The organism is Nocardia brasiliensis (assembly GCF_042691675.1).
Classification (GTDB): domain Bacteria; phylum Actinomycetota; class Actinomycetes; order Mycobacteriales; family Mycobacteriaceae; genus Nocardia; species Nocardia brasiliensis_D.
On record NZ_CP170507.1, the window covers coordinates 1,377,852 to 1,402,033 of the forward strand.

Here is a 24,182-nt window from a genome sequence, read left to right on the forward strand (position 1 = left end):
ACACCGGCTAGCCCGCATCCCCTTGGGAAACAGACTGCTGCTTCCGCAGCAGTTCGACCACCACATCGAGGGTCCTCGTGTTCTGGTGCACGGCAGCTTCCAGCAGAGTCATGCGGCCTTCGAGCTGACCGACCCGCGCTTCGAGCTGGTCGAATCGTCCTTCGAGATGGTCGAACCGTGTTTCGAGCCGATCGAACCGTGTTTCGAGCTGATTCATCCGTGTTTCGAGCTGGTTGAACTGTGCTGGCAGTGACGCGAGTTCGTTCACCTTGGCTTCGAGTTGGTTGAACTGTGCTGGCAGTGACGCGAGTTCGTTCACCTTGGCTTCGAGTTGGTTGAACTGTGCTGGCAGCGAGGTGAGTTCGTTCACCTTGGCTTCGAGTTGGTTGAACTGTGCCGGTAGCGGTGCCAGATCGTTCATCTGGGCGCTCAGCCGATTCACCTGTACCGCAACGGTTTCCAGGATGGATTCCACGCGGTCCAAGCGGTGGCCGTGTTGTCGCTGGGTGGCGAGCAGTAGACCGAACTGCCGTCCGGACGTCTTTTCCAACCGGCGGAGCCGTAGGTCGATGTCGCGAACTACGCTGTCCGTTTTCTTGGCCTCCCGGTTCATTCTGCTGGTCAGTTCGTAGAGCCCGTCGACATCGCTGCGAAGTTGGTGCACTGCGCGGTCTACTTGTGTACTCCCCATGCCTCGAAACAGTAGGCGTCCGCGAGACCGCGTTGGAGGCCTCGCGCGGATCTGGGGATAACTTTCTGACCTGTGGATATCCGGTGCCTCACACTGCCCGGAGGCGGTTGCGGCTGGCGTAGACGTGTTCGGCGATGAGGGTGGCTATCCGGTCGGGTGCCTCGAGCATCGGGACGTGTCCGACGCCGTGGACGACGATGCGGTCGGCCGAGTCGGGGAGCTCCTTCAGGTAGCGGCGGGCGTAGACACGGTTGGGAATGACGCGGTCGTATTCGGACAGCAGCAAGCGGACCGGCGTCTGCAAGGTGGACAGGTCTTCTTGTTCGGGGCCGCGGATGCTGCCGACGATGAACGGGAGCATGGACGGGCAGTGCAGCGCGGCCATGATGGCGGCGGCGGTGTCACGGCGGGACACCGCGGACGCGTTCTTGCTCAGCGCGAGCAGCGCGAACCGCTGGGCGATCGGATTGTGGACCGCGAAACCGCCCAGCCGCTTGCCGATTTCGAGGACCGGAATCAGGGACAGGAACTTCAGACTGACGCGCAGCTGGGTGAGCGAGGGAATGTGCCAGCCGCCCGCCGGGGCGATCAGCGTGAGCGTGCGGGCCCGGCCACGCCGGGCGAGTTCGACACCGACCCATCCGCCGAGCGAGTTGCCCGCGATGTGGCAGGTGCGCCAGCCGAGATCGTCGAGCTGATCCTCGATGCGGTCGGCCAGCGAGTGCACGTCGACCGACCAGCCGTCGGCGAGTTCACCGCCCCAGTGGCCGGCGAAGGCGGGCGCGTACACCTCGCACTGACTCGCCAGCCGCGTCGCGGTCTGCTCCCAGCAGTGCGGCGACATCATGAAGCCGTGCAACAGCAGCAGCGGGTCGCCCGAGCCCATGTGCAGTGCCTTGACGGCCTTGGGCATGGCGGGCTTGGGCTTGGCGGTGACTGGCGGGCGGGCGGCGCTCGCGGCGGCCGGGGACTTGGAGGTGTCAGACGACATCGTCATCACCCCTTCCTGGACGGCAGTGTCCGAAGGAATTCATCTGACCAGCATTGTACGGTCGTCCGGTGGCCTACATCATTTCGACTGTGAACGTAAACGGCGTCCGCGCGGCTACGGGCAAAGGCATGCTGGCCTGGCTCGCCGCCACCGAGGCCGACATCGTCTGCGTCCAGGAGACGCGGGCCACCGACGAGCAGACCAGAGCGGCGCTGGCACCGGCCCTGGCCGACGGGTGGTGGCTGGCGCACGCCGAGCCGGAATCCAAGGGCCGGGCCGGTGTCGCGATCCTGTCCAGGCGGGAGCCGAGCGCGGTGCGAATCGGCTTCGGCAGCAGCGAGTTCGGCGCGTCCGGCCGCTATCTCGAGGCCGACTTCGACGAGGTCACCGTGGCCAGCGTCTACGTGCACTCCGGCGACGCGGGCACCCCGCGCCAGGACGAAAAGTACCGCTACCTGGCCGAACTCGGCGCTTATCTCACCGCCCACACCGGTGATTTCGTGGTGAGCGGTGACTGGAACATCGCGCACACCGAGCGTGACCTGAAGAACTGGAAGGGCAACCTGAAGTCGGCCGGATTCCTGCCGGACGAGCGAGCCTGGATCGATCAACTGCTCGCCGCGGGTTATGTAGACGTGGTGCGCAAGCTGCACCCGGGCGTCGACGGCCCGTACAGCTGGTGGTCCTACCGCGGCCGCGCCTTCGACAACGACACCGGCTGGCGCATCGACTACCAGCTGGCCCGCGGCGATCTCGCGGCGCGCGCCAAGCAGGCCGTCGTGGAACGGGCCGCCGCCTACGACCAGCGCTGGTCCGACCACGCCCCGGTCACGGTCCAGTACCGATGAACCTGCCGCCGAAGGCAATTCGCACGCTCGCCGTGGTCGGTGCGGCGGCGCTGGCGCTGGTCGCGGCCGTTGTCCTCGGATTGCGTAGCGAGGGCAACGACACCGGTACGGCCCCGGCCACCCGCACCACCAACAGCGCGCCCGCCGCAACCCAGCTACCGCCGCCGGACGCCGCCGCGCCGACCGGTCGCGCGCCGGGCGTTCCGGACCGCGCCTACACCACTTTGCGCGAAATAGATGCGGGGCGCTGGCCCGATTCGGCGAACGCCCCCGGCACCAAGGGCGGCGATCGCTGGATGAATCGCGAAGCCACGCTGCCCGCCAAAGATGCCGCGGGCAAGCCGATCACCTACCAGGAGTGGGACGTGAATCCCAAGCTACGCGGCCGATCTCGCGATGCCGAGCGCATCGTCACCGGCAGCGACGGAACCGCCTGGTACACCGGGGACCACTACGAGACCTTCACGAGGATGCGCTGATGACCGAGTCCGTCACGTTGTCACAGTTTCTTGCTCGCCCTGCCGAATCCGATTCCAGCGCACAGCGGCTCGCCGCCGCCCCGACAGTTGGTGCGGCCACCGTCGATGCGGCCGAGTTGAGCGGCTTGCGTTACCGCGCGCCGTCCGGCTACCTGGTGCGCGAATTGCGCGGCGCGAAGATGCGGACGGTCAAGCGGGTGTTCGATGAAGTCGCCGCCGCGCTGCAGTTTCCGTACTACTTCGGCGAGAACAAGGACGCCTTCGACGAATGCCTGCGTGATCTGGACGATTTCGTCGGCGACGGCACCGGATACGTCCTCGTGGTCCGCGATTCGGCCCGCCTGCTGGTTGACGAGCCGACCGAACGGGAGTGGTTCGCCGCGGCAATGCGCGACTGCGCCGAGTACTGGTCACGCAAGGGCATCCCGTTCCGTGTTGTCCTGCAAGGCGAATCGACCGGCTTGCAGGATGTTTCACTGGAACTCTGAGTGAACCGGCTTACGCCAACCGGCGCGCCAAATCCTCACCGAGCAAGACGAATACGTCGGTGGTGTGCTCGATCAACTCGTCGCGGGTGAGCGGAAGCTCGCCCTGTAGCCAGGCCGTCAGCGTCTGCACCAGCCCGCCGACCAGATAGTTGGCCCGGAAGTCGATCGCCGGATCCGATTGCGGGTCATCGATCCCGTAGAAGTCGATGCCCTCGGCCGCGACCATCCGCGCGAACACCCGGACCGTTTCGGTGGTGCGGGCCCGCAACTCCGGCGTGGCCATGCCCGCGACCAATGCGACCTTGGCCTTGCGCGGGTCATCGGTGAGCAGATGGATGCCCGCGGCGATCGCGGCCCGCGCCGTGCCTCGCGAGTCCTTCGGGGCGGTGCCGACCGCCGCGACGATCGCGATCGCGAGTTCCTCGGCGATCGTGTCGATGAGCGCCGTCAGCACGGCATCGCGACTGTCGAAGCTCTCGTAGTAGTACCGCTCGTTGAGTCCGGCCTGGGCGCACAAACCGGAGACGGTCAGTTTGGCGAGCCCCTGGGTGCCGATGATCTCCAGCGCGGCCTCCAACAGCGCCGCGCGCCGCTGCGCCCGGCGCTCGTCCGCGGAAATGCCGCCATAGGTCCGCGACGCAGCCCCACTACGCGATGCAGGCCCACTACGCGATGCAGGCCCACCCGTCGCCCGGCCGCCACCCCCCACGGAATCGCTACGCGATGCAGGCCCACCCGTCACCCGGCCGCCACCCCCCACAGAATCGCTACGCGATGCAGTCACAGTTTGATTCTGGCACGGCTCAATTCAGGCAGAGAGTGTTGCCAGAATTGCGAATCTGGCGGATGCTGTTGCCAGATGCTCTCGATGAGGAGGCAGAAATGTCGCAGCCCGGTTACTTCAGCGACCACTCGATGGCCCGGCGGGTAATGAGCAAGCGTGCGGTCGGCCTGACCTACGGCCAGCGGGCCCTGGTCGTCGGGGCGGTGCACCCGCTGCTCTACGTCGGCACCGCGGAGAACACCGAACATCGGATGACGCCCTACACGCGGCTCGCGCTCACCGGCCACCTGTTCGAGGCCGTCTTCCTCGGCAGCAAGGACGAGGCGGACCGCGCGCTCGCGTTCACCACGAAGAAGCACGCGAAGGTGCGCGGCGCACTGCCCGAAGATGCGGGCGCACACCATCCGGCGGGCACCGGCTATTCCGCGCTCGACCCGCAGCTGATGTACATGACGATGGCGTTCACCTTCGACTCCGCCGAGGTGATGTACGACCTGCTGGTCCGCACCATGACCGACGGCGAACGCGAGGGCCTCTACCAGGATTACGTGCGTTGGGCCGAGCTCTTCGGCATGCCCAGAGCGGCGGCGCCGGACAGCTACTCGGATTTCCGCGCGTCCTTCGCCGCCTACCTGGCCTCCGATGAGCTGTTCCTCACCGACGAGGCGCGGCTGGTCGGCTCGTACCTGGCGGGGCAGCGGGTGCCGTATCCGCAGCGGATGCCGTTGCAGCAGGTCACCTCCGCGTTCTTCCTGCTGGTGCAGGGCAGCCTGCCGCCGCGGATCCGGCAGATGTACGGGATGCGCTGGGGGAGGGCCGAACAGGTGGCCTACCGGGCGCTGGCTCAGGCGGTGCGGACCGCGCATGTCGCGCCGCCGCTGGTGCCGCCGGTGTTGCGCGGCACCCTGGCCGGACCTAGCGCCCCGGTCTACAAGCTCGTTTCCCAGCGGGAACGCCAACTCGTCGGTACCGGGCGGCCGAGCATGCCGGGGGTCGACCCGCGGAACTGGGTGCAGCGAAATTCAATTTGAGCAGCGTCGCGTGGCGACTCGTTGAGGGGTGGTGGCCGGGCGACGGGTGGGCGAGCATGGAAAGATCGGGGGTATGTCCGTTCCTGCAGAAACCCCGGCCGCTGAACGCAAGCAGCGGGTCCTGTCCGGGATCCAGCCCACCGGTACCTCGTTCCACCTCGGTAACTACCTTGGGGCGCTGCAGTACTGGGTGACCATGCAGGACGACTACGACTCGCTGTATTTCATCCCGAACCTGCACGCGATCACCGTGCCGCAGGACCCGAAAGAGCTGCGGGCCAAGACCAAGGCCGCCGCCGCCCAGCTGCTCGCGCTCGGCATCGACCCGAAGAAGTCGACGCTGTTCGTGCAGAGCCAGGTACCCGAGCATGCCGAGTTGGCCTGGGTGCTCAGCAGCATCACCGGGTTCGGCGAGGCCAGCCGGATGACCCAGTTCAAGGACAAGTCGGTCAAGCAGGGCGCGGAGAACGCCTCCGTCGGCCTGTTCACCTACCCCGTCCTGATGGCGGCCGACATCCTGCTCTACCGCGCCCACCAGGTGCCGGTCGGCGAGGACCAGCGTCAGCATCTGGAGCTGACCCGAAACCTGGCGCAGCGCTTCAACACCCGGTTCAAGAAGACGTTCGTGGTGCCGGAGGCGCACATCGTCAAGGGCACCGCCAAGATCTACGACCTGCAGGATCCGACCTCGAAGATGAGCAAGTCGGCGTCCACCGACGCGGGCCTGATCAACCTGCTCGACGATCCGAAGGTGACCGCCAAGAAGATCCGCTCGGCAGTTACCGATACCGAGCGGGAGATCCGCTACGACCCGGAGCAGAAGCCGGGGGTGAGCAATCTGCTGGTGATCCTGAGCTCGCTGTCCGGCAACCCGATCGTGACGCTCGAACAGGATTACGCGGGCAAGGGCTACGGCGACCTGAAATCCGATGTGGCCGACGCGCTGGTCGAATTTGTCACGCCACTGCAGGCGAAGGTGCAAGAGTATTTGTCGGATCAGGGCGAACTCGACCGTATCCTCGCCGCCGGTGCCGAGCGCGCGCGAGAGATCGCCGGCAACACCCTCGCACAGGTATACGACCGAATGGGCCTGCTGGCCCGCTAACGGGCGGAACCTGCGAGATCTCTCCTGAAGGGGGCGAACTGGTGCAGGTGATCGACAACATCAAGGCCGGGATCGAACGACGGATCCAGGCGCTGCCGTGGCTGGACCACCTGGTGCGCGCGGGCGGGCGGTATCAACGTCAGCGCGGCGACTACTACGCGGCGGGCATCACGTATTTCACGGTGCTTTCGCTGTTTCCGCTGCTGATGGTCGCCTTCGCGGTCGCGGGTTTCGTGCTGTCGAGCAACCCGGAGCTGCTCGGCGAGGTGCAGACCAAGATCGTCGAAAACATTCCTGGCTCGCTGGGTGAGCAACTGAACGAGCTGGTGGACAAGGCCGTCGAGTCGCGCGGCACGGTCGGCGTGCTCGGTCTGCTGACCGGGTTCTATACCGGGCTCGGCTGGATGGCCAACCTGCGCGCGGCATTGACCGAGCAGTGGGAGCAGAAGACGCAGGAACAGAACTGGTTTCTGGCCAAGCTGTCCGATCTCGGCGCGCTGCTCGGCCTCGGCCTGGCCTTCGTTGTCTCGCTCGGGCTTTCCGCGTTGGCATCGAGCACGCTCGGCGCGCGGCTGCTGATCAGCCTCGGCCTTTCGGACCTGCCCGGTGCCCGGTTCTTGCTGGCGCTGGTATCGATCTTTCTCGGCTTCCTCGCCTCCTGGGCGGTGTTCGCCTGGATCATCGCGCGGCTGCCGCGTGAACCGGTCACCCTGGCCAGTGCGGCCAAGGCCGCGGCACTGGCCGCCGTGGTCTTCGAGGTGTTCAAGTTCGTCGCATCGATCTACCTGCAGACCGTGCTGTCCAGCCCCGCCGGCGCCGCGTTCGGCTCGATCATCGGTCTGATGGTTTTCAGCTACATCACCTATCGCATCATCCTGTTCGCCACCGCATGGGCCGCCACCGCCTCGGACAACGAGCGCGAAGCAGATGTTCCGCCGCCCCCGGCCGCGGTCATCGCGCCGCGCGTTTCCGCCCGCGAACTCTCCGTCGGCGCGGGCGCCACCTTCTTCGGTGCGGGCGCTTTAGCCGCCCTTGCCCTTTCGGGTCTGCGCCGCCCCCGCCGCTGACCCGCGACCACCGGCAAGCCCCGACAACGATGTCTCGCCTGTCCGCCTGTGCGCCACGTCTCGCCGCCGTACGGCGGGCAGGAAGTAGTCGCCGAGCTCGTCCGGACCGGTTCCACCTCCGACGACGCCGATCGGCAGGTACAGATCGCAGAGCCATACCGCCAGCAGGCGACCGAATGAGGGGTATGTGCCGTCTTGCGGACGAATGACCACCAAACCGAACAGCGCTTTGCCCACGGTGGTGTGGAAGATGGCCTGAAAGACAACCCGGTCGAACGCGGACGCGGCCAGGAAGAAACCGATCACGGCAACCGGATTCACGCCGAGGTGTTGCCAATCGTGTCGGGCGATGGCAGCTGGCGAGAACCCGGGGCCTACGGCGAGCGCCGCACCGACTCCACATCCCACATGGAGGACCCAATCGACGATGAAGGCGAGGGCGCGGCGAAGCATGCGTGGTGACGGGTATCGGTCGTCGTCTTTCGCGCCATGTCGTTTCGGCTTGCCCCGCGGTTCGCCTACCGGCTGCACCGAGGTGTGTCCGCGCTCCCGTATCAGTTGGTACTGCGGCCGCGAGGACGCATTCGAATCCGGCTCGGCGCTCGAATCTGTTGCCCGGAAGGTGAATCGGGGAGGAGTTCTGGACCTGGAGCGGTAGGCGTAACGCAGATCGCCGCCCCCGGGTCGGGAGACAACGCCGTACTTCATCGGGTCACCGGCGAACCAGATTTCGGAAGTCTTGTGGTTCACCAGCTTTCCGATATGTCTGGGCCAGGTGCTCAAGGTGAGCGTAGACACCGGTCGGCGATGCTGATCGAGGAGTTGTACCCATTCATAGCGGCCGGTGGCGAGGTAATTCACCGGCCAGGGCGACCAGGGGTACCGCTGCAGCGCTTTCCGTCTCCGCCGGTTGATCCATAGGAGCACGCCACCCAGGATCAGTCCTACCGTCATGGCGGCGGCGGCAAGATTGATACCGAGCGAAACGAGCGTTGCCAGGTTCGAATCGACCCGATCTTCGATATCGATCAACACCACGGTGAGCGGGAAGCACGCCAGGCCGATCAGGAAGAGCAGCCAGCGGACGAAAATGCCTTTCCGCATAGCGAGCCTCGTTGCCGGGCAGGATTGGGCGGGCAACGGCGCGACGACATCATCGGCCATGGTCATCGGCTCACAGATCCAGCGAGGACCGCGGATCGGACCGGCGGGCCGAGGTCGTGATGTCCACCGATGCCGCCATCGCGATGATCATCGGCAGAAAGTCCTCCCCGTACTCGACGAACGGTGTAGAGAATTCGATGACAGCGATCGCGGAACCATCCGATGCGGGAACAACGGCCTCGAGCTGATAGACCTGCTGATCGAGCTCGGGCGTTCGACCGGGAAGTTCGGGCGTCGGGAGAGTTCGCACTCTGTCCAGCATCAGCACAGGTTTGCCTGCTACTTCGATCAGCTCGACATTGTTGAAAGTCTCGCCGCCGCCGCATCTTCCGGTCAGCACCTCCGCCAGGGTCAAGCGGGGATTCCCGCGTCCGCCGTACTCGTTCAACGAGACGATCAGATTCGATGAAATCAACCGACCATCCGAAGCCGAATGTCGGCCGAGACCGCAATACGCCGCGTTCAGCCGCGCGATCCGGGTGAGAAGCACCCGCAACGCCTGGAGCACCGTGGGCGCCGCCGAACTCACGGTGCCAGGCCCGATCTGGGCGAAGATGGATTCCGTTCGTGCTATCGCACGATCGATATCGTCGAGCGGGAGCCCGACGTATCCATCCGGAATATCGATCGCGAGCGACAAGGATGCCGGTACTCCAGCTGTCGTCATGTCAGTGGTCCGATACCTGCGACGCAACGGGATTCAGCATCGAAAGAATCACTTTGCCGGAACGGGCGAAAAGGTCGACAGCCTCGGCGGTGGCGACCTCGGCGTTCCGCCCGGCCAGCCCGGTCAACTGAAATACGTTGCGAGTGGCATTGTCCAAGCTCAGCGCATCGACAACGTTCGAAACTCCGGGGATTTTTTCGGCTATCTTGGAAGTCAGCAAGGGCTCATGGGTGACCGCGTTGTAGGCGGACGCCCCGATTCGTTCGACCGCACCCACCGATCGGGCGGCATGAGCGCCATCCGCCAAAGCCTCACCACCGCGCAGCAGACCTCCGCCGACTTTCCCCGCCGCGACTCCGGCGCCGCCGACGGGAGCGAATCCTAATGAGTCCAGCCCCACCGTCTTCCAAGCATCCAGCTCCCCATTCCGTAGACCCGCGCGTATCGCCGGATCGGACAGGTCGAGTGCCAAGAGTCCGGCGGTAGCGGCCGCCGCGAAGGTGAAGCCGATGATGTCGAAGGGCGGCGGCGTCACGAGAGCGACGAGGCTGCCGACCGCGGCAATGATCGAGAGCGCCTGGTGGACCCCTTCGCGGTGCTCATCGATCCACTTACCCACGGCCTCGACCGCGTCCGCAATACGATCCCAAATGCTCTTGTCCGGCGGACTGGGCGCGAAATCTTTTGCGGCGGCGTCTAATTCGGCCGCGATCCGGCGCGCTGTGCTGTTGTGCTGGCTCGCCAGGTCGCGGGCGCGCTGAAGGACGGAATCGATCTTCGCTTGCCAGTCGTCGACCGCGGTGCTTGCTGATCGGACCTGGGCGGTCGCTGCGTCGAGGCGGGATTGCGCGGCCTGTAGTTCACCGTGGTCGGTGAACATCGCGTTCGCCAGGCCGAGGTCCGGGTTGGCCTGGGCCCGTTGTAAAGCCGCGACGGCCTGGCTGTGTCGTCCTTTCGCGTCCGCGGCCTCGGCTTCGAGTCCGCTGGCGATGTCCTGGTAGCCGACGAGGTCGGTGTGCCACTCATCGAGCAGGGCGACAGCGCGTTCGAGCGATCGCTGCGCGTAGCCGAGATCTTGGGCCAGCGTGGCGTCGAAGTCGGCGCGGAAGGCATCGCCCGCGTCGCCCATCCACCCGGTGTCGTTGCTGTTGCGCAGCCGGGACAGCAGTTCGTTGGTCTCCCGGACCGCGTCCGCCGCGGTGTCGATCCGCGCGCGCAGCCCGCTCACATCGGTGGGCGCGCCGGGGACCGGGTTGAAACCCAAGTTGGGGTAGGGGTTCTCGCTCATGTCTCGGCCTGCTTCAGCGCTGTGGCAAGCGCGTTGTCGACGTTTTGGTAGGCGTCATGGCACCTGGCCACACCGTCCGCGGTGACCTTGGCCGCTTCGCCGATCCGCTCGATCCCGGAACGCCACCGGCGTTGGAAGCTGTCGGCCGCGTCGTTGAGTGCCTGCGTACCGATATCGCCGTGGCCTGCTCTGGTCATCGCCCGCATCGCGTCGTTCAGCACCTGCTCGGCGCTTCGCAATGACCGGACCGTCTTGCCCAACATCTCGATGTCCACGCCAAGAATCCCGGCCACGCCAATGCACCCCTTCGCACGCAATCGAGCCCGGTCGACAGAACCTCCTGATACCTCCATAGACGCAGTGGCGCAGGCATCGGTTCCATCCCCGCGGATATTCCGCGAGAGCTACCGTCGCCGGTTGATCCGGCGGGCGCCGAGGAGGAGAGCGAGGATCAGGATCGCGCCGCCGACGATCCAGACGGTCCGGTTGTCGTCGTGGTTGTCGTCGGCGAGTGGCTGGGATTGCTGGTCGGCGTCCCTGGGCGGTGGGGCGGCAAGGGCGGCACCGTTTTTGGGTTGCTTCCGGTCGGTGTCGGGGAGTCGGCCGACCGAGGTGCCGCGGGGGAGGGCGAAGCCGTAGTCGAGTAGGCGCGCCGCCTGGTCGGTGGGGCGCAGTGGGCGCACGTCGGCTTTGAGGAGGGTGACGACGAGACGGCGGCCGTCGCGTTCGGCGGCGGCGACGAAGGTCTGCCTGGCGTCGTCGGTGAACCCGGTCTTGCCGCCGATGGCGCCCTCGTAGTCGTAGAGCAGATGGTTGTCGTTGCCGATGGGGAAGCCGGGATGGTCCTTGTCGCCCGGAATCTCCGGGTTCGCGGGATAACCGGGGAAGTCCACCTGCTCGGTGTGGATGAGCTCGGCGAACAGCGGAATCGTCATGGCCTCCCGGAACAGGACCGACAGGTCATAAGCCGAGCTGCTCATGCCGGGACCATCCAGCCCGGACGGGGTAGCCGTGCGAGTGTCCAAGGCGCCCAACGACTTCGCGAGCTCGTTCATCTTCGCGACGGTGGCCGCTTCACCACCGAGTTGGGTGGCGATGGCGTGCGCCGCATCGTTGCCGGACGCCATGATCAGGCCCCGCATCAGTTGACGGTTGGTGTAGCGGCCGCCGGGACCGATACCGACCCGGGTGCCGTCGGCATTCGCGTCGTCCTGCGTGCCGACGATCACCTTGTTCAGATCCAGGGTGCGCAGCGCGATCGTGGCGAGCAGCACCTTGATGGTGCTGGCGGGCCGGTAGCGGCCGTGCGGATCCTTGGCCGCGAGCACCTCTCCGGTGTCCAGGTCCGAGACTTGCCACGAGGTCGCCGAAATGTCCTGCGGCACGGCAGGTGCCCCCTTGGGCAGCACCAAGCCGCATTCGCCGAGCCGACTGCCGCCGACGGGTGGCGTGGGAATGGGCAGCGCGTTGGGTGTCGGCTGGCCCGGTGCGGGCACCTCGGACAGGTCGATCGGCGCGGGCGGGCGCGTCTTCTGCGGGCAGGTGTCGGTGTTCGGCGTGGTGAACGGCGTCGGTGTCGTGCTGGGCGGCGCGGCGAACGACGGAACGGCGGTCGAGCCCGCGAGCACGGCCAGGGTGGCCAGCGCGGAACCGAGGCGAAGCGTGGCGCGGCGGCGCGAGTCCCGGATCTTCATCGTTCGCGAGCTTAAAGGGTTCCGGCGGATGAGGTCCGGCGCCAGACCGCGCAGGGCTCGTAAGCGCGTCGTGACTCGACCCACCTGCTATCGAGTATTGACAGGGCCTACTAAATGAGAGCTACTATCAAAAAGGAGTATCTATCATTTCTGGAGGGACCATGAAGGCGGACTCGACTCGTCGCTGGCTTGCGCTCGGCGCGCTGTCGGTCGCGATGCTGACCATCGGGCTCGACGTCACGGTGCTCACCGTGGCGCTGCCCACGCTGGCCGTCGATCTGAATGCGAATACCGCTGCGCTGCAATGGTTCAGTAGCGCGTACACGCTGGCCCTGGCCGCCGTGATGCTGCCCGCCGGTGCGCTCGGCGACCGATACGGCCGCAAGAAGTTCCTGCTCGCCGCGCTACTCGTGTTCGGTGGCGCGTCCGTTGCCTGCGCCTTTGCCGCCTCGGCGGGTCAGCTGATCGCCGCGCGGGTGGTGCTCGGCGTCGCGGCCGCGGCGATGATGCCGCTGTCCATGTCGGTGCTGCCGTCACTGTTTCCGGAGCCGGATGCGCGGCAGCGCGCGCTCACCATTTGGATCACCTCGACGGCGATCGGTCTGCCGCTCGGGCCCATCGTCGGCGGCTGGCTGCTGCGGAACTTCTGGTGGGGGTCGGTGTTCCTGATCAATGTGCCGATGGTGATCATCGGTGCGCTGGCCGTGCTCGCCCTGGTCCCGGAATCGCGCAGTGAGAACCGATTTCGCGTGGACGTGCCGGGTGTGCTGTTGTCGGTCGTCGGCATGCTCGGTCTCACCTACGGATTCATCCGGATCGGCGAGCATGGTTGGGGCAACGGGCCGGCTTGGTCGGCGGTCGCGGCCGGGGTGCTGCTGCTCGGCGTGTTCGTGCTCTGGCAGCGCAGGACGGCGCATCCGCTCGTCGACCTCGCGCTGTTCGAGACCACCGGATTCCGCTGGGGCACCGCCCTTTCCATTGTCGTCAACTTCGCGATGTTCGGCATGTTCTTCACCGTGCCGCAGTATTTCCAGGCCGTTCTCGGCGTGGACGCGCTCGGCAGCGGGCTGCGGCTGCTGCCGCTGATCGGCGGGCTGATCGTCGGCAGCAGGCTGGTCGACCTGGCACTGCCGAATCTCGGCACCCGGGCAATGCTCGGTGTGGGATTCGCGCTGCTGGCGGGTGCGCTCGCGCTCGGCGCGATGACCACGGTGGACAGCGGCTACGGTTTCACCGCGCTGTGGACGACCCTGCTCGGCGCCGGCATGGGGCTGGCCATGCCAACGGCCATGGGACTGGCAATGGGCGAGCTCACCGCGGAACGTTCCGGTTCCGGCTCCGCGTTGATCCAAGCGTTGCGGCAGGCGGGCGGCACCATCGGTGTCGCGATCCTGGGCACGGTGTTGTCCACCCGCTACCGCTCGGAGCTCGGCTCGTTGAACCGCGAACCGGTCTCCGACGGGGTGAACGCCGGGGTGGCGGTGGCGCACGAACTCGGCGACTCGACGGTCCTGCACCAGGTGCAGAACGCGTTCGTCGGCGGCATGGCCGCGATGCTCTTGGTCTGCGCGATCCTGTGCGCGTTGTCGGCCGCGGTCGCCGTCGCCTTCGTCCGATCGAAGCAACCGGTCGAGGTCGTTGCGGTTGAAGCTCGGGAGCGGCTGGATGTCGGACCTGGCACCGATACGTCAGAATCGACACATGTCAGTTGAATTGTCCGGCGAAGAGCCAGCGGTGCGTGGCCTGCGGGAGCGGAAGAAGGAGCGGACTCGCCGGACGATTCGACTGGAAGCGTTCCGGCTGTTCCGCGAGCAGGGCTACAGCGAGACCACCGTCGAGCAGATCGCGGCGGCCGCCGACGTATCGCCGAGCACCTTCTTTCGCTACTTCCCGACCAAGGAACAGCTGGTGCTCGCCGATGACCTCGACCCGGTACTGATCGAGGCCGTCCGAGCGCAGCCGCCCGAGGTTCAGCCGCTGGCCGCTTTCCGCAATGCGATGGCGGAGGTTTTCGCGAAGCTGCCCGCGTCGGCGCTGGCCTTCGAGCAGGAACGGCAGGCGCTGATCTATCACGTGCCCGAATTACGGTCGGCCATCGGACTGGAAATGGAACGCAACATCGACATGGTGTCCGCCATGATGGCCGAACGAGTCCAGGGCACCGCCGACGATTTCGATATCCGGGTACTGGCCGGCGCGTTGACGGGCGCGGCGCTCGCTATCGCGAGAATCACGCCGTTGAATGTCGAAAACGTCGGCCGGATGCTGGAACTGCTGGAATCGGGGCTGCCGATCGGGCAGGACAAGCCCGGCGAGGGAGCCTGAAGCGTTCAGGCGGCGTCCCTCGCCGGGCGTTCCGGATCGACGGAAACCTACTGGGCCCCAGCCGCACTCGAATGGCGGAGCCGTTCCGGAGTGTCGTCGTCCATGGTCGAGAAGAATCCGCCGATCACGTCCTCGATCTCGGCGACCGACTCGGCGCAGTACAAAATCGGCTGATAGTGGGTGATGTCGTAGACCGCCGTGCCCATCGCGGCGACGTCGAGCGGTCGTAGGTCGGCCTGCCGGAATTCCTCGATCTCACCGTAGGACGACAGTAATCCGGCACCGTAACAGCGCACTTCGCCGTCTTCCCGGACCACCCCGAACTCCATCGAGAACCAGAAGACATTCGCGAGGAATTTCAACGCGGATTCGGTCTCCAGACGCCCGACGGCCGCACCGACCGCCTCGTAGATGGCGGCGAAGCGCGGGCTCGCGATCTGGTTGGCGTGGCCGATGATCTCGTGGATGGCGTCGGGCTCCGGGGTGTACAGCGGCGCGGAATGATGCCGAATGTACTGGGTGGAGTGGAAGGTGCGCTCCGCGAACGAGCCGAAGAACTCTCGCAACGGCACCAGCCCGGCGGCGGGGACGTAGCGGAATCCGCTGAGCGGCACCAGTGCGGCCGAGACCTCGTCCAACTGGGGGATGTGGTCCTTGGGCAGCGCGAGCCGTTCCGAGGCCGCCAGCACTTCGGCGCAGGCGTAGGTGCGGTGTTTGCGGGCGAGTTCGGCCGACGCGATCCGCCACACCTCCTGTTCCTCGTCGGTGTAGGCGATCTGCGGAACGGGTTTGCCTGGGGCGTAATCGAGCGCCAGCGCGGCGATGGCATTGCGGCGGGCCCGGTAATCCGAGTCGTGCACGCCGGGGTGCTCGTCGCTCAGGTGGACGGTGACATCGCCATCGCCGGACCGGGTCACCGGCGAGTACAGCTGAGCTTCGGTGAACATACCTCGATGCAAGCACCGCTCGGGCCGTCCGACAACAAAAGCCCGCACAGCTTGGCAAACTGTCTAGCTGGTCGCGCTTCGGTGCGTAATTACCGGCATCGTACGGCGTATTCCGGCGACGAGCTGACCAGTGGCTGTTAAGGGCCGGTGCGGTCTGCGCGCGAGCCGCCCTTTCGTCCGAGACGACACGATGCCGAGTGTGTGCGGAGAGTCCAGACGGCGCCCGGTATGCGCTGCAGCGTGGCGCGCGTCCGGCGGCCGAACCTGGTGCAGCCGTGAAATTCTCGGGGCTCGCACCACGAGTTTCGGCGACTGTGCTTGATTTGCCAGACATGAGCGGGCCGGACAGCGCAAAATGGCGAATGTACGAAGGAGGACGCATGAAATCCGTGCGGATCGATCTCGACCAGAAGTTGCTCGCCGCCGCGGCCGCCATCATGGGCACCTCGACGAGCAATGCCACCATCAACGAGGCACTGCGCCGGATCGTCGTGCATGAACGCCAGCTGCATCATCTCGAAAAGCTGGCCGCCACCGCATTGTTCAGTCTCCCGGCCGCCGAGGTCGTGGTCGTCGACGGGTAGTCAGCGGCTCACGGTTTCGAACACCGCAGGCCGTCGGCCGGTGGCGTCAGATCGATCAGGTACTTCAGTACGGGCTCATCGACGCAGGCGATGCCCTCCAGCGCGGCGCCGTGCTGCGTGCCCTCGTAGGTGATCAACGCGGCGCCAAGGGCTTTGGCGAGGTTGACACCACCGGCGTAGGGCGTCGCCGGATCGCCGGTCACCGCGACGACCACCAGTTCGGGCAGGCCCACCGGCGTGGGCACATGCGGTTGCGCGGTCGGCGGGACCGGCCAGAACGCGCAGGTGCCGAGGGGCGCCTCGGCATTGCTCAGGCCATCGTCGAAAGCTGGTGCGGCGGCGCGGGATCGGTGATCGATATCGGCCGCCACGGCGCGGTCGGTCACCCGGACCTCCTCCAGACACAGCACCGCGCGGTGTACGTCGTCGGAGGAGACCGACTGATAAGCGCCCGCCTCGCCGAGCAGCGCTTCGCCGTTTCCCTTGGCGAGTTCGGTCAAACCCTTGGTGAGCGCGGGCCAGGAATCAGGATGGTAGAGCGCGGAAATGGTCGCGGTGATCGCGGCGTTGTAGTCCAGCCCGCGGCCATCGGGCGTGCTGATCGGATGTTCGATGAGGGGGAGCACCAGCGCGCGGTAGACCTCGTTCGCCTTCTTCGGGTCGGTGCCCAGCGGGCAGTCCGGTGCCTTGGCACAGTCGGCGGCGTAGGCGTCGAACGCCTGCTGGAAACCGGCCGCGGTGATCACCTCGTCGCCCATATTCGTCGCCGGATCGACGGGAGCGTCCAGGACCATCGCGCGCACTCGATCCGGAAACAGCTCGGCATAGGTCGAACCGAGGCGCGTGCCGTAGGACCCACCGAAGTACGTCAGCTTCTGCTCACCCAGCGCGGCCCGGATGACGTCCATGTCGCGGGCGACGTCACCGGTGCCCACGTGCCCGAGCAGTGTGAGTCCGGTCCGCTGCGCGCATGAATTGGCGTAATCCTCATTGTCCTGCTCGATCTGGTCGATCTCCGCGAGCGGATCGGTCCGGCCGAGTACGAAGCGATCCGTCTCGAATTCGGTGGCGGTGCGGCAGGTGACGCGTGGAGTCGAGGCGCCGAGCCCGCGCACGTCCATCCCGATCACGTCGAAACGTTCGGCCACCGGCGTTTTCGCTAGCCCGAGCGGCATGGTCAACCCCGGCACACCCGGTCCGCCCGGGTTCGTCAGCAGCGCCGCCACCCGCGCGCCCTGCGCGCGCAGCCGAGAGATCGCGATCCGAGCGGTGTCGCCGTCGGGGTTGCCGTAGTCGATCGGCACCGTCACCCGCGCACATTCGATTCCGGCCGCGGTGAGCTCACCACCACCCTGGTAGCCCTCGCACGAACCCCAGCTCAGCTTTTGCTGGTAGTACCGATCGAGGTTCGGGACCGGTGGCGGGAGAGGCTCCTCGGCCTTGTCGCATGCCGTCACCAGCAGGCCCGCGGCGATCACCGCGGCCAACAGAACGGCATGCCCGATTGCCGCGGTTCCCTTGCGCGGTTTGACCATTCATGTGCCCCTGTACTCGATCGACGCACTCAGTGTGCCCGACGGCCGCCGATCCGCGATCGGCAGGATCGGACAACTCGGGCGGCCCCGCGTTCGCGGGCAACATGTCGGTAGGGCCTGGCACACTCCGTGACACTGTCGCCGTGACCAAGGGGTGGAACGATGCCGGTCTCTCTTATCGATGTACCCGTCGAGCAACGGCCGCGCGAGCGCCTGCTCGCCCTCGGTGCACACGCGCTCAGCGATGTCGAACTGCTGGCCTTGCTGCTACGCCACGGCAGGCGCGGCGCGAGCGCGCTGGACCTGGCGGTGGAACTGCTCGTCGAACACGGCGGGCTGGCTGGGCTGGCGGCGGCGCGCCCCGAGGAACTGTCCCGCCGGGCCGGCGTCGGGGTGGCGAAGGCCGCTGCCCTCATCGCCGCGTTCCACCTCGGCGCGCGGGCCCGCGGCGACACCGCCACCCCGATCCGCCTCGGCGGTGCGGCCGATGTCGCCGCCGCCGCTCGCCCACTGTTCACCGGCGACCGCGTCGAGCGACTGCTCGTCCTGGTTTGCGACGCGCAGAACCAGTTGCGGCAGAAGGTATTCGTCGCCGAGGGCGCGGTGGACCAGGTGGCGGTACCGGTCCGGGAAATCCTGAACACCGTCCTGCGCCACGACGGCCGCGCCTTCGCCGTCGTGCACAATCACCCCTCCGGCGACCCGACCCCCAGCTTCGACGACCGTCGCGCCACCACCCTGCTCGCCGCAGCCGCCCGCACGGTCGGGCTCCGCTTCCTCGACCACGTGGTGATCGCGGGCGAGGCCTGGTCCAGCGCCCCGGCCACCGCCGTCAACCACTGACCGAACGCTCGGGGCGGTGCCGTCGGCCGGGCCCGCCCTGTGGCGTGGACGAAGTCGGCACCGTGCCGATTGTGATACGTCACAACGACTTGCGCCGTACGGTCGGCGAATAACCGGATAGCGCAACATGATTCGTGACGTTGAATTATCATTCATCGAACCCCAGTTGAATGGGTGACGTGACGGGCGGTTCACATGGAAAATATGCATCACGGCGCGGGCGCCGCCGGCTGGGAGATCGCGGGCGCGGTCCTGATGGTGGCCTGGATGGTGGTGATGTGGGCCGCGGTAGCGGTTTTGGCCTTCGCCATCCGGGGGCAGGTGCGGCCATGGATGTACCGGACCAGTCTCGGTGTCATCGCCTTGGGGGTGGTCGCGCAGATCGGCCATTTCCAAGAGCACATCGCGCAAGCCGGTTACTGGATAGCGCATTCGAACGCGCCGGCCTGGATGACCCCGTGGGGCACCGGTCTGGCCAACGGGTTCGGCCAGGTCGATACCTCGAAGCCGACACTGGGCATGGAGATCCTGCACCTGGTCGGCAATTTTCACTTCCTCGCCGGTTTGGTCGGTGTCGCGCTGATCACCCATCGCGCTCTGGAGAGCAAGGCGCGCAAGTGGGGGCGGATGGGTGTGTTGATGCAGGGCATCCACGGCATCGAACACATCGCCCTGACCGTCTCGGTGGTGTTGGGCGCGAAGGCATTCGGGTTGTCCACTTGGTTCGGACTGCTCGACCCCGGCCCGGGCCTATGGACCTATCGGGTTTGGTGGCACTTCTTCGCCAACGTGATCGGCACAACGATCTTCGCCATGGCGCTGTTTCATTTGTGGCGTGAGCGGGCCACCATCGAAGCGACCTTCGGAACTCCGGCGACCGGCTCGGCCGGACAACCGGAATCGGTGCCGGCAGCGGAGGCGGGGCCCGCTGGGACGCCGGTGCCCGTCGGCTGATTCGCCGTTCAGTGGTGGCCGGGATCAGTGGAACTCCAGCCCTGCCGCCACCGGCGTTCGATCCCGTCCAAGAGGAGATCGAGGGCGAATTCGAACTCGAACTGATCGTCGCAGCCCGCGCCGACGACCGACTGTTCGTCGTGATCGGCTCGGACGGCGATCTCCGCGATGTGCGGGTATTCGACTGAAAGGTATTGCAGCGCCGCCGCTTGCGCCTGCGGGTCCGGGTTGGGGGAGTTGTCGAACAGCTCCTGGGTGAAGCCGAATATGCGGCTGCCCAGCGCGTGCATCACATGATGCGTGAGGTCGACCGAGAAGCCGCCTGCTCGGAACATCCCGATCATCGAATTCAGGTATGCCAGTACCGCGGGCGTCGGCGCGGGGCGTGTTTCGATCACGCGGGCGGCCCACGGGTGTTGCTGAAGGGTTCGTCGCGCAGCGAGGATGCGTTGCCGCACCGCCGGTTTCCAGTCGAGGTCTGACTCCGGCGGGCCGATCTCCGCGACGAGGACGTCCACGATGCCGTCGAGTAGTTCGTCCTTGTTCGCCACGTGCTTATACAGAGCCATCGGAACGACGCCGAGTTGCTGGGCGAGGTTGCGCATGCTGAGCGAGTCGATACCGGCCTCGTCGGCGAGGGTGATGGCCGCGCGCAGTACCCGGTCTCTGTTCAGCGGGGTGCGGGTTCTGTCCCGGTCGGCCATCGATCCCCTTCTGCTCTGCTTCCCCTTGACTGGTGTACAGCGTACACCCTAGTATTCCGGCCGGTGGGGTGTACGACGTACACCTCGGTGCGATGAGGAGGACTCACCATGAGCTCAACGAGGACGACGGCAGTGGTCGCAGGTGTGCTCTTCCTGCTCACGGAGGTCACCGCGGTGGCGGGGTTGGCGCTGTACCGGCCCGCCCTGGTCGACTCGAGCTACATCGTCGGCACCGGGTCCGACGGACGCGTGCTGACGGGCGGTGTCTTCGAGCTCATCCTGGTTGTTGCCGTCGTCGGTACAGCGACCACGCTGTATCCCGTTCTCGAACGGCACGGCAAGAATTTGGCGCTCGGCTACCTGTGCGGTCGGTTGCTGGAAGCGGCCGTCATTGCTGTCGGCATTGTCAGTGTGCTGTCGATAGTGACATTGCGACAGGACCTGGCGGGTACCGACAACCCGGCATTGCTCACCGTGGGCAGATCCCTTGTCGCCATGCACGACTGGACGTTCCTGCTAGGACCCAATTTCATCCTGGGTGCCAACAGTCTGTTGCTCGCCATCTTGATGTACCGCTCCCAGCTGGTGCCGCGGCTCATTGCCGTCCTCGGCCTCATCGGCGGTCCGCTGATCTGCGTGTCGGCGACCGCGGTCCTTTTCGGGCGTTACGAGCAGCTTTCGACGTGGGGCTCGATTGCTGCGCTACCGGTGTTCGCATGGGAGGTCAGCCTCGCGCTGTACCTGATCATCAAAGGTTTCAAGCAGTCGCCCGCCCAGGCCATCGCGCAATGACGGGGAAGCCATGATCAACGACACATGACGGTGCCGCTACCCGCGAGATGCCGCCATAGCGGGCCGTTGCCCATGGAACCCGTTACCGGGGGCCATTGTTCGGCGAGTCCGCGGTGGTGGCGGGGGCGGGGAGTTGGCTTGTCGGAGGGTCCGGGGGTGAGGCCTCTGCGACGCCGGGAACTCGGTCCTGGACGACGAAGCTGGCGCGGGTGTGGATGGGGGCGCCGGGCGTCCGGATATAGGGCACGACGCGGAAGTCGTTGCGCCACAGGTTGTGATCGAGTTCGACGCGGACGTAGCCGCGTTGGGCATTGAAGAATTTGAGGTCGGGGTTGGCGGCGAGGAGGTTGCGGCCGGAGTCGTGCATGTCGACTCCGTCGCCGCCGCTGGAGATCGATGTGCCGATGAATTCCGATGCCACGATGGGCGATTCGGGATCGGCGTAGTCGCGGCGCAGGTCGGCGGCCTGGTTCTGGTGCCGGTCGCCGGTGATCACGACGAGGTTGCGCACGCCGCGGTCGGCGGCCGCGCCGAGCACCGCGTTGCGGTCCGCCACGTATCCGTCCCAGGAATCCGTGCCCACCGCGGTGACCGGACCGGCGTCCTGGTCGGCCTGCGCCATCGAGACCTGGTTACCGATGATCTGCCAACGGGCGGGGGAGTCGGCGAACCCGTCGATCAGCCAATCACGTTGCTGCGCACCGAGTATCGTGCGATCAGTCGCGAATCGGTCGGTGCAGTCGATGACCGTGTTGCCGTCGCCGCACGCCTGCTTGCTGCGGTACTGGCGGGTGTCGATCATCGTGATCTCCGCGAGGTCGCCGTACCCATAGCGGCGGTGCAAGTGCATTGCCGACCCGGTCGGCATCTGAGCTATGCGCAGCGGTTGGTGTTCGTACATCGCCTGAAAGGCGGCGGCCCTGCGGCGGCGAAACACCGCCGGAATGCGATAGATATCGAACCCGAGCCCCGGTGAGTCGCCTGCCCAGTTGTTGTCGATCTCGTGATCGTCCATGGTGACCAGCCAGGGAAATGCGGCATGCGCGGCCCGCAGCGGCTGCTCGGCTTTGGCCTGCGCATAACGCAGCCGATACCCGGCCAGATCCATCGCCTCGGCCTGGAACTGCGGCTCCGGCGCCATCCCCACGCGCCCCCGATTCCAGCCGCGCTCATAGATGTAGTCACCCAAATGCACAACCAGATCGAGGTCTTCGGCACTCATGTGCGCATAGGCGGTGTAGTAACCGGAATTCCACGACTGGCACGAAGCGAAAGCGAACCGCATCCGTGCGGTCGGCTGCCCCGGCAGCGGAGCCGTCCGCGTCCGCCCCACCGGTGAAATCACCGACCCCGCCCGAAACCGATAGAAATACCACCGATCCGGCGCCAACCCACCGACCTCCGGATGCACGCTATGCGCCAATTCCCTTGTCGCGACCGCGCTCCCGCGCGCCACGACCTGTCGAAAGCCCTCGTCATGCGCGACTTCGTACTCCACGCTCGCCGGCCGCAACGGCATCCCACCGAGCCCATCCGGCGCGAACGGATCCGGCGCCAACCGCGTCCACAACACCACCCCGTCCGCAGTCGGATCCCCGGAAGCCACCCCCAAGCTGAACGGATCCTCGGACCACCGCGGCACCCGGAACAGCCCACTACTCGCCGCCGAAGCCCCCACCAGCACCGCAGCCGACCCGGCGCCCGCGAATCTCAACAGCTGTCGACGAGACAGATCCATACGTCAGGGTATATCGACAACAGGGTCCGGCTGGTCAGCTCGCGGGGCCCAGGTTCAGGGGTTGGTATTCCGGCCTGGTCGGATCGGCGGCGGTGTCGCCCGCGACCGGGGACGCGGCGCTGAGGGAAGCGGCCGCGGCGCTGCCGGTGGCGATGCCTGCCGCGACTCCGGCGCCTAGGGCGACGCCGAAGGGGGCGGCGGCGACGCTGCCGGAGCCGAGCATGGCGCTGCCGGTGCCCGCCATTGCGGCGAAGGGTGCGGCCGCGGCGCCTGCGCCTGCGAGGCTCGCGCTGCCGGAGCCGAGTGCGGCGCTACCCGCGCCGAGCGCGGCGAGTGGGGTGCCGAGTCCGCCGGTGGCGACGCTGCCCGAAGCGCCGGCGGCGGCACTGCCCGCACCGAGTAATGAGGCGGCGGTGCCGAGGGCGACCCCGAGGGGTGCGAGGGTGGCGCTGCCGGTGCCCGCGGCCGCACTGCCGGTGCCGAGCAGCGCTGCCCAGGGGGCGGCCGCGGTGCTGCCGGTGCCGAGCGCCGCGCTGCCGGTGACGATAAGGCCGGCCAGGCCGAGGCCGAGTGCCGCGCCGCCGGTGCCGAGCGGTCCCGCGACGTTGACGGCGGCCGGGTACAGCAGGGTGCCGAGGACGGCGCGACTGGAGTTGGTAGCTGCGCCATAAGTATTCGCGGCGGCCGAGGCCGCATGCTGTGCGGTAGGGCCGGTGTGCGGCGTGGTGCCTGTCGGGGCACTCGACATCGCGGCCGCGGCGACCAAGGTGGGGCAGGTCAGCATGGTCGCGGCGATCGCCGTTCGGAGCACGTACATGAGAGCGCCTTCCTCACGGGCCACGCCCGACGGATTGTCGTGGCGTGGCTGACGATATGTCCGGCAACCTGGCGAGCACGTTCAAGATCAACTTACCGGCTACTTCTCGCTGTTGATGGCAAATCGCTATCGAGACGGTGCCGAGCTGGGTGTCTGTCGCGTCGCTACTGTCCAAGACATGGGAATTACGCTCAGCGAAGGCAGCATTGCCCTGCTCGACGGCAAGAACTATGCGGTGCTGGCCACGATCAATGCCGACGGCAGCCCGCAGACCTCGGCGATGTGGGTCCTCCGGGACGGTGACGACCTGCTGTTCTCCACCCTGGAGGGCAGGCTGAAGCATCGCAATATGCTGCGCGACGCCCGAGTGAGCGTCACCGTCATCGACGCCGCCGACGGCGAGAACTACGTCGAGCTTCGTGGCAGGGCAACGATTACTCGTGACATCGACCTTCGTGTCGCCCACCGGCTGTCGTGGAAGTACAACGGCAAGGACCACCCGGAACCCGAGCCGGGGCAGATCCGGGTCGCGGTTCGGGTCACGGTCGACAAGGCGACCGGATACGCGGCCTGACACCGGCGACGCGCGGTATCGGCGTCGCACCTAGCCCGGACGGCCCGTCACTAGGGTGGGTCGGCATGGACA

26 protein-coding genes are annotated in these 24,182 nt (G+C 66.7%); 13 read left to right on the forward strand and 13 right to left on the reverse strand.

Annotated elements, in window-relative coordinates; genetic code table 11:
• Window positions 1-7 precede the first annotated feature (7 nt).
• Both ACFK0J_RS06380 and ACFK0J_RS06385 read right to left on the reverse strand, forming a co-directional pair.
• A complete protein-coding gene (locus tag ACFK0J_RS06380; protein ID WP_378737421.1) occupies window positions 8-691 on the reverse strand; it encodes a hypothetical protein in 684 nt (227 codons plus the stop codon).
• Window positions 692-779: 88 nt separating this feature from the next.
• Entirely contained in the window at window positions 780-1,688 is a 909-nt protein-coding gene (locus ACFK0J_RS06385; RefSeq protein WP_378737423.1) for an alpha/beta fold hydrolase, read from the reverse strand.
• 122 nt (window positions 1,689-1,810) lie between these two features.
• Between ACFK0J_RS06385 and ACFK0J_RS06390 the strand changes: the two genes are divergently transcribed.
• From ACFK0J_RS06390 to ACFK0J_RS06400, 3 genes are read left to right on the forward strand one after another with little or no spacing between them, the layout of a single operon-like run.
• Window positions 1,811-2,530, forward strand: a complete 720-nt coding sequence (locus tag ACFK0J_RS06390; protein ID WP_378742668.1) for an exodeoxyribonuclease III — start codon at window positions 1,811-1,813, stop codon at window positions 2,528-2,530.
• Entirely contained in the window at window positions 2,527-3,009 is a 483-nt protein-coding gene (locus ACFK0J_RS06395) for a ribonuclease domain-containing protein (protein ID WP_378737425.1), read from the forward strand. Before ACFK0J_RS06390 ends, ACFK0J_RS06395 begins: the two co-directional genes overlap by 4 nt.
• Window positions 3,009-3,497, forward strand: coding sequence for a barstar family protein (locus ACFK0J_RS06400; RefSeq protein ID WP_378737426.1), 489 nt, complete (start codon window positions 3,009-3,011; stop codon window positions 3,495-3,497). Before ACFK0J_RS06395 ends, ACFK0J_RS06400 begins: the two co-directional genes overlap by 1 nt.
• A 10-nt stretch (window positions 3,498-3,507) precedes the next feature.
• On the opposite strand, the gene ACFK0J_RS06405 is transcribed toward ACFK0J_RS06400, so the two are convergent.
• On the reverse strand, window positions 3,508-4,074 hold the full coding sequence (locus ACFK0J_RS06405) for a TetR/AcrR family transcriptional regulator (RefSeq protein WP_378737428.1): 567 nt from the start codon (window positions 4,072-4,074) through the stop codon (window positions 3,508-3,510).
• Between the two features lie 305 nt (window positions 4,075-4,379).
• Between ACFK0J_RS06405 and ACFK0J_RS06410 the strand changes: the two genes are divergently transcribed.
• The 3 genes from ACFK0J_RS06410 (at window position 4,380) to yhjD (ending at window position 7,484) form a co-directional block, all read left to right on the forward strand.
• On the forward strand, window positions 4,380-5,312 hold the full coding sequence (locus tag ACFK0J_RS06410) for an oxygenase MpaB family protein (protein WP_378737430.1): 933 nt from the start codon (window positions 4,380-4,382) through the stop codon (window positions 5,310-5,312).
• 73 nt (window positions 5,313-5,385) lie between these two features.
• Complete coding sequence (gene trpS, locus ACFK0J_RS06415) at window positions 5,386-6,417, forward strand: tryptophan--tRNA ligase (protein WP_378737432.1); 1,032 nt, start codon at window positions 5,386-5,388, stop codon at window positions 6,415-6,417.
• A gap of 41 nt (window positions 6,418-6,458) precedes the next feature.
• Window positions 6,459-7,484 carry an inner membrane protein YhjD gene (gene yhjD / locus ACFK0J_RS06420; protein ID WP_378737434.1) on the forward strand — a complete coding sequence of 342 codons (1,026 nt, stop codon included), beginning with the start codon at window positions 6,459-6,461 and terminating at the stop codon, window positions 7,482-7,484.
• Here the strand turns inward: yhjD and ACFK0J_RS06425 are convergent.
• The 5 genes from ACFK0J_RS06425 to ACFK0J_RS06445 all read right to left on the reverse strand — a co-directional run bounded on the left by ACFK0J_RS06425 (window position 7,440) and on the right by ACFK0J_RS06445 (window position 12,297).
• Window positions 7,440-8,654 carry an RDD family protein gene (locus ACFK0J_RS06425; protein ID WP_378737436.1) on the reverse strand — a complete coding sequence of 405 codons (1,215 nt, stop codon included), beginning with the start codon at window positions 8,652-8,654 and terminating at the stop codon, window positions 7,440-7,442. The two genes, yhjD and ACFK0J_RS06425, sit on opposite strands and share 45 nt — an antisense overlap.
• Before the next feature lie 4 nt (window positions 8,655-8,658).
• Window positions 8,659-9,315 (reverse strand): hypothetical protein, encoded by a 657-nt coding sequence (locus ACFK0J_RS06430; protein WP_378737438.1) that lies wholly within the window; start codon window positions 9,313-9,315, stop codon window positions 8,659-8,661.
• A 1-nt stretch (window position 9,316) separates the two neighbouring features.
• Window positions 9,317-10,603 carry a hypothetical protein gene (locus tag ACFK0J_RS06435; RefSeq protein ID WP_378737440.1) on the reverse strand — a complete coding sequence of 429 codons (1,287 nt, stop codon included), beginning with the start codon at window positions 10,601-10,603 and terminating at the stop codon, window positions 9,317-9,319.
• A complete protein-coding gene (locus tag ACFK0J_RS06440; RefSeq protein ID WP_378737442.1) occupies window positions 10,600-10,896 on the reverse strand; it encodes a hypothetical protein in 297 nt (98 codons plus the stop codon). The genes ACFK0J_RS06435 and ACFK0J_RS06440 overlap by 4 nt, the downstream gene beginning before the upstream one ends.
• Before the next feature lie 111 nt (window positions 10,897-11,007).
• Window positions 11,008-12,297, reverse strand: a complete 1,290-nt coding sequence (locus ACFK0J_RS06445; protein WP_378737444.1) for a D-alanyl-D-alanine carboxypeptidase family protein — start codon at window positions 12,295-12,297, stop codon at window positions 11,008-11,010.
• Between the two features lie 161 nt (window positions 12,298-12,458).
• On the opposite strand from ACFK0J_RS06445, the gene ACFK0J_RS06450 reads away from it, so the two are divergent.
• Both ACFK0J_RS06450 and ACFK0J_RS06455 read left to right on the forward strand, forming a co-directional pair.
• The gene (locus ACFK0J_RS06450) at window positions 12,459-14,009 is read left to right on the forward strand and encodes an MFS transporter (protein ID WP_378737446.1); all 1,551 of its coding nucleotides are present in this window, start codon (window positions 12,459-12,461) and stop codon (window positions 14,007-14,009) included.
• A complete protein-coding gene (locus tag ACFK0J_RS06455) occupies window positions 13,999-14,622 on the forward strand; it encodes a TetR family transcriptional regulator (protein ID WP_378737448.1) in 624 nt (207 codons plus the stop codon). Before ACFK0J_RS06450 ends, ACFK0J_RS06455 begins: the two co-directional genes overlap by 11 nt.
• 47 nt (window positions 14,623-14,669) lie before the next feature.
• Here ACFK0J_RS06455 and ACFK0J_RS06460 read toward each other — a convergent pair whose 3' ends face one another.
• The gene (locus ACFK0J_RS06460) at window positions 14,670-15,569 is read right to left on the reverse strand and encodes a phenylalanine 4-monooxygenase (RefSeq protein ID WP_378737450.1); all 900 of its coding nucleotides are present in this window, start codon (window positions 15,567-15,569) and stop codon (window positions 14,670-14,672) included.
• 380 nt (window positions 15,570-15,949) lie between these two features.
• Between ACFK0J_RS06460 and ACFK0J_RS06465 the strand changes: the two genes are divergently transcribed.
• Window positions 15,950-16,153, forward strand: coding sequence for a type II toxin-antitoxin system VapB family antitoxin (locus ACFK0J_RS06465; protein ID WP_218474155.1), 204 nt, complete (start codon window positions 15,950-15,952; stop codon window positions 16,151-16,153).
• An 8-nt stretch (window positions 16,154-16,161) separates the two neighbouring features.
• Here the strand turns inward: ACFK0J_RS06465 and ACFK0J_RS06470 are convergent, their stop codons facing one another.
• Window positions 16,162-17,688 (reverse strand): alpha/beta hydrolase, encoded by a 1,527-nt coding sequence (locus ACFK0J_RS06470; protein ID WP_378737452.1) that lies wholly within the window; start codon window positions 17,686-17,688, stop codon window positions 16,162-16,164.
• Between the two features lie 162 nt (window positions 17,689-17,850).
• Here ACFK0J_RS06470 and ACFK0J_RS06475 point away from each other — a divergent pair, with 162 nt between their 5' ends.
• A complete protein-coding gene (locus tag ACFK0J_RS06475; RefSeq protein ID WP_378737454.1) occupies window positions 17,851-18,531 on the forward strand; it encodes a RadC family protein in 681 nt (226 codons plus the stop codon).
• A 195-nt stretch (window positions 18,532-18,726) separates the two neighbouring features.
• Entirely contained in the window at window positions 18,727-19,485 is a 759-nt protein-coding gene (locus ACFK0J_RS06480; RefSeq protein WP_378737456.1) for a DUF6008 family protein, read from the forward strand.
• A gap of 8 nt (window positions 19,486-19,493) precedes the next feature.
• On the opposite strand, the gene ACFK0J_RS06485 is transcribed toward ACFK0J_RS06480, so the two are convergent.
• Window positions 19,494-20,189, reverse strand: a complete 696-nt coding sequence (locus tag ACFK0J_RS06485) for a TetR/AcrR family transcriptional regulator (RefSeq protein WP_378737458.1) — start codon at window positions 20,187-20,189, stop codon at window positions 19,494-19,496.
• 108 nt (window positions 20,190-20,297) lie between these two features.
• Between ACFK0J_RS06485 and ACFK0J_RS06490 the strand changes: the two genes are divergently transcribed.
• Window positions 20,298-20,981: a DUF4386 domain-containing protein gene (locus ACFK0J_RS06490; RefSeq protein WP_378737460.1), complete on the forward strand. Its 684-nt coding sequence runs from the start codon at window positions 20,298-20,300 to the stop codon at window positions 20,979-20,981.
• An 82-nt stretch (window positions 20,982-21,063) separates the two neighbouring features.
• Here ACFK0J_RS06490 and ACFK0J_RS06495 read toward each other — a convergent pair whose 3' ends face one another.
• Both ACFK0J_RS06495 and ACFK0J_RS06500 read right to left on the reverse strand, forming a co-directional pair.
• Window positions 21,064-22,719 (reverse strand): alkaline phosphatase D family protein, encoded by a 1,656-nt coding sequence (locus tag ACFK0J_RS06495; RefSeq protein ID WP_378737462.1) that lies wholly within the window; start codon window positions 22,717-22,719, stop codon window positions 21,064-21,066.
• A 34-nt stretch (window positions 22,720-22,753) separates the two neighbouring features.
• Window positions 22,754-23,536 (reverse strand): hypothetical protein, encoded by a 783-nt coding sequence (locus ACFK0J_RS06500; RefSeq protein WP_378737464.1) that lies wholly within the window; start codon window positions 23,534-23,536, stop codon window positions 22,754-22,756.
• 178 nt (window positions 23,537-23,714) lie between these two features.
• On the opposite strand from ACFK0J_RS06500, the gene ACFK0J_RS06505 reads away from it, so the two are divergent.
• Window positions 23,715-24,110 (forward strand): PPOX class F420-dependent oxidoreductase, encoded by a 396-nt coding sequence (locus ACFK0J_RS06505; RefSeq protein WP_378737466.1) that lies wholly within the window; start codon window positions 23,715-23,717, stop codon window positions 24,108-24,110.
• The last annotated feature ends 72 nt before the right edge of the window (window positions 24,111-24,182 follow it).

What these genes read in the sequence shown, in the direction of transcription:
- ACFK0J_RS06390 (WP_378742668.1), top strand. Translation starts at nt 1,811, where the DNA reads ATGCTGGCCTGGCTCGCCGCCACCGAGGCCGACATCGTCTGCGTCCAG.
- ACFK0J_RS06395 (WP_378737425.1), top strand. Translation starts at nt 2,527, where the DNA reads ATGAACCTGCCGCCGAAGGCAATTCGCACGCTCGCCGTGGTCGGTGCG.
- ACFK0J_RS06455 (WP_378737448.1), top strand. Translation starts at nt 13,999, where the DNA reads ATGTCAGTTGAATTGTCCGGCGAAGAGCCAGCGGTGCGTGGCCTGCGG.
- ACFK0J_RS06445 (WP_378737444.1), bottom strand. Translation starts at nt 12,297, where the DNA reads ATGAAGATCCGGGACTCGCGCCGCCGCGCCACGCTTCGCCTCGGTTCC.
- trpS (WP_378737432.1), top strand. Translation starts at nt 5,386, where the DNA reads ATGTCCGTTCCTGCAGAAACCCCGGCCGCTGAACGCAAGCAGCGGGTC.
- ACFK0J_RS06430 (WP_378737438.1), bottom strand. Translation starts at nt 9,315, where the DNA reads ATGACGACAGCTGGAGTACCGGCATCCTTGTCGCTCGCGATCGATATT.
- ACFK0J_RS06460 (WP_378737450.1), bottom strand. Translation starts at nt 15,569, where the DNA reads ATGTTCACCGAAGCTCAGCTGTACTCGCCGGTGACCCGGTCCGGCGAT.
- ACFK0J_RS06485 (WP_378737458.1), bottom strand. Translation starts at nt 20,189, where the DNA reads ATGGCCGACCGGGACAGAACCCGCACCCCGCTGAACAGAGACCGGGTA.
- ACFK0J_RS06465 (WP_218474155.1), top strand. Translation starts at nt 15,950, where the DNA reads ATGAAATCCGTGCGGATCGATCTCGACCAGAAGTTGCTCGCCGCCGCG.
- ACFK0J_RS06410 (WP_378737430.1), top strand. Translation starts at nt 4,380, where the DNA reads ATGTCGCAGCCCGGTTACTTCAGCGACCACTCGATGGCCCGGCGGGTA.
- ACFK0J_RS06425 (WP_378737436.1), bottom strand. Translation starts at nt 8,654, where the DNA reads ATGACCATGGCCGATGATGTCGTCGCGCCGTTGCCCGCCCAATCCTGC.
- ACFK0J_RS06470 (WP_378737452.1), bottom strand. Translation starts at nt 17,688, where the DNA reads ATGGTCAAACCGCGCAAGGGAACCGCGGCAATCGGGCATGCCGTTCTG.
- ACFK0J_RS06450 (WP_378737446.1), top strand. Translation starts at nt 12,459, where the DNA reads ATGAAGGCGGACTCGACTCGTCGCTGGCTTGCGCTCGGCGCGCTGTCG.
- ACFK0J_RS06495 (WP_378737462.1), bottom strand. Translation starts at nt 22,719, where the DNA reads ATGGATCTGTCTCGTCGACAGCTGTTGAGATTCGCGGGCGCCGGGTCG.
- ACFK0J_RS06400 (WP_378737426.1), top strand. Translation starts at nt 3,009, where the DNA reads ATGACCGAGTCCGTCACGTTGTCACAGTTTCTTGCTCGCCCTGCCGAA.
- ACFK0J_RS06385 (WP_378737423.1), bottom strand. Translation starts at nt 1,688, where the DNA reads ATGACGATGTCGTCTGACACCTCCAAGTCCCCGGCCGCCGCGAGCGCC.
- ACFK0J_RS06475 (WP_378737454.1), top strand. Translation starts at nt 17,851, where the DNA reads ATGCCGGTCTCTCTTATCGATGTACCCGTCGAGCAACGGCCGCGCGAG.
- ACFK0J_RS06500 (WP_378737464.1), bottom strand. Translation starts at nt 23,536, where the DNA reads ATGTACGTGCTCCGAACGGCGATCGCCGCGACCATGCTGACCTGCCCC.
- ACFK0J_RS06505 (WP_378737466.1), top strand. Translation starts at nt 23,715, where the DNA reads ATGGGAATTACGCTCAGCGAAGGCAGCATTGCCCTGCTCGACGGCAAG.
- ACFK0J_RS06480 (WP_378737456.1), top strand. Translation starts at nt 18,727, where the DNA reads ATGGAAAATATGCATCACGGCGCGGGCGCCGCCGGCTGGGAGATCGCG.
- ACFK0J_RS06380 (WP_378737421.1), bottom strand. Translation starts at nt 691, where the DNA reads ATGGGGAGTACACAAGTAGACCGCGCAGTGCACCAACTTCGCAGCGAT.
- ACFK0J_RS06490 (WP_378737460.1), top strand. Translation starts at nt 20,298, where the DNA reads ATGAGCTCAACGAGGACGACGGCAGTGGTCGCAGGTGTGCTCTTCCTG.
- ACFK0J_RS06435 (WP_378737440.1), bottom strand. Translation starts at nt 10,603, where the DNA reads ATGAGCGAGAACCCCTACCCCAACTTGGGTTTCAACCCGGTCCCCGGC.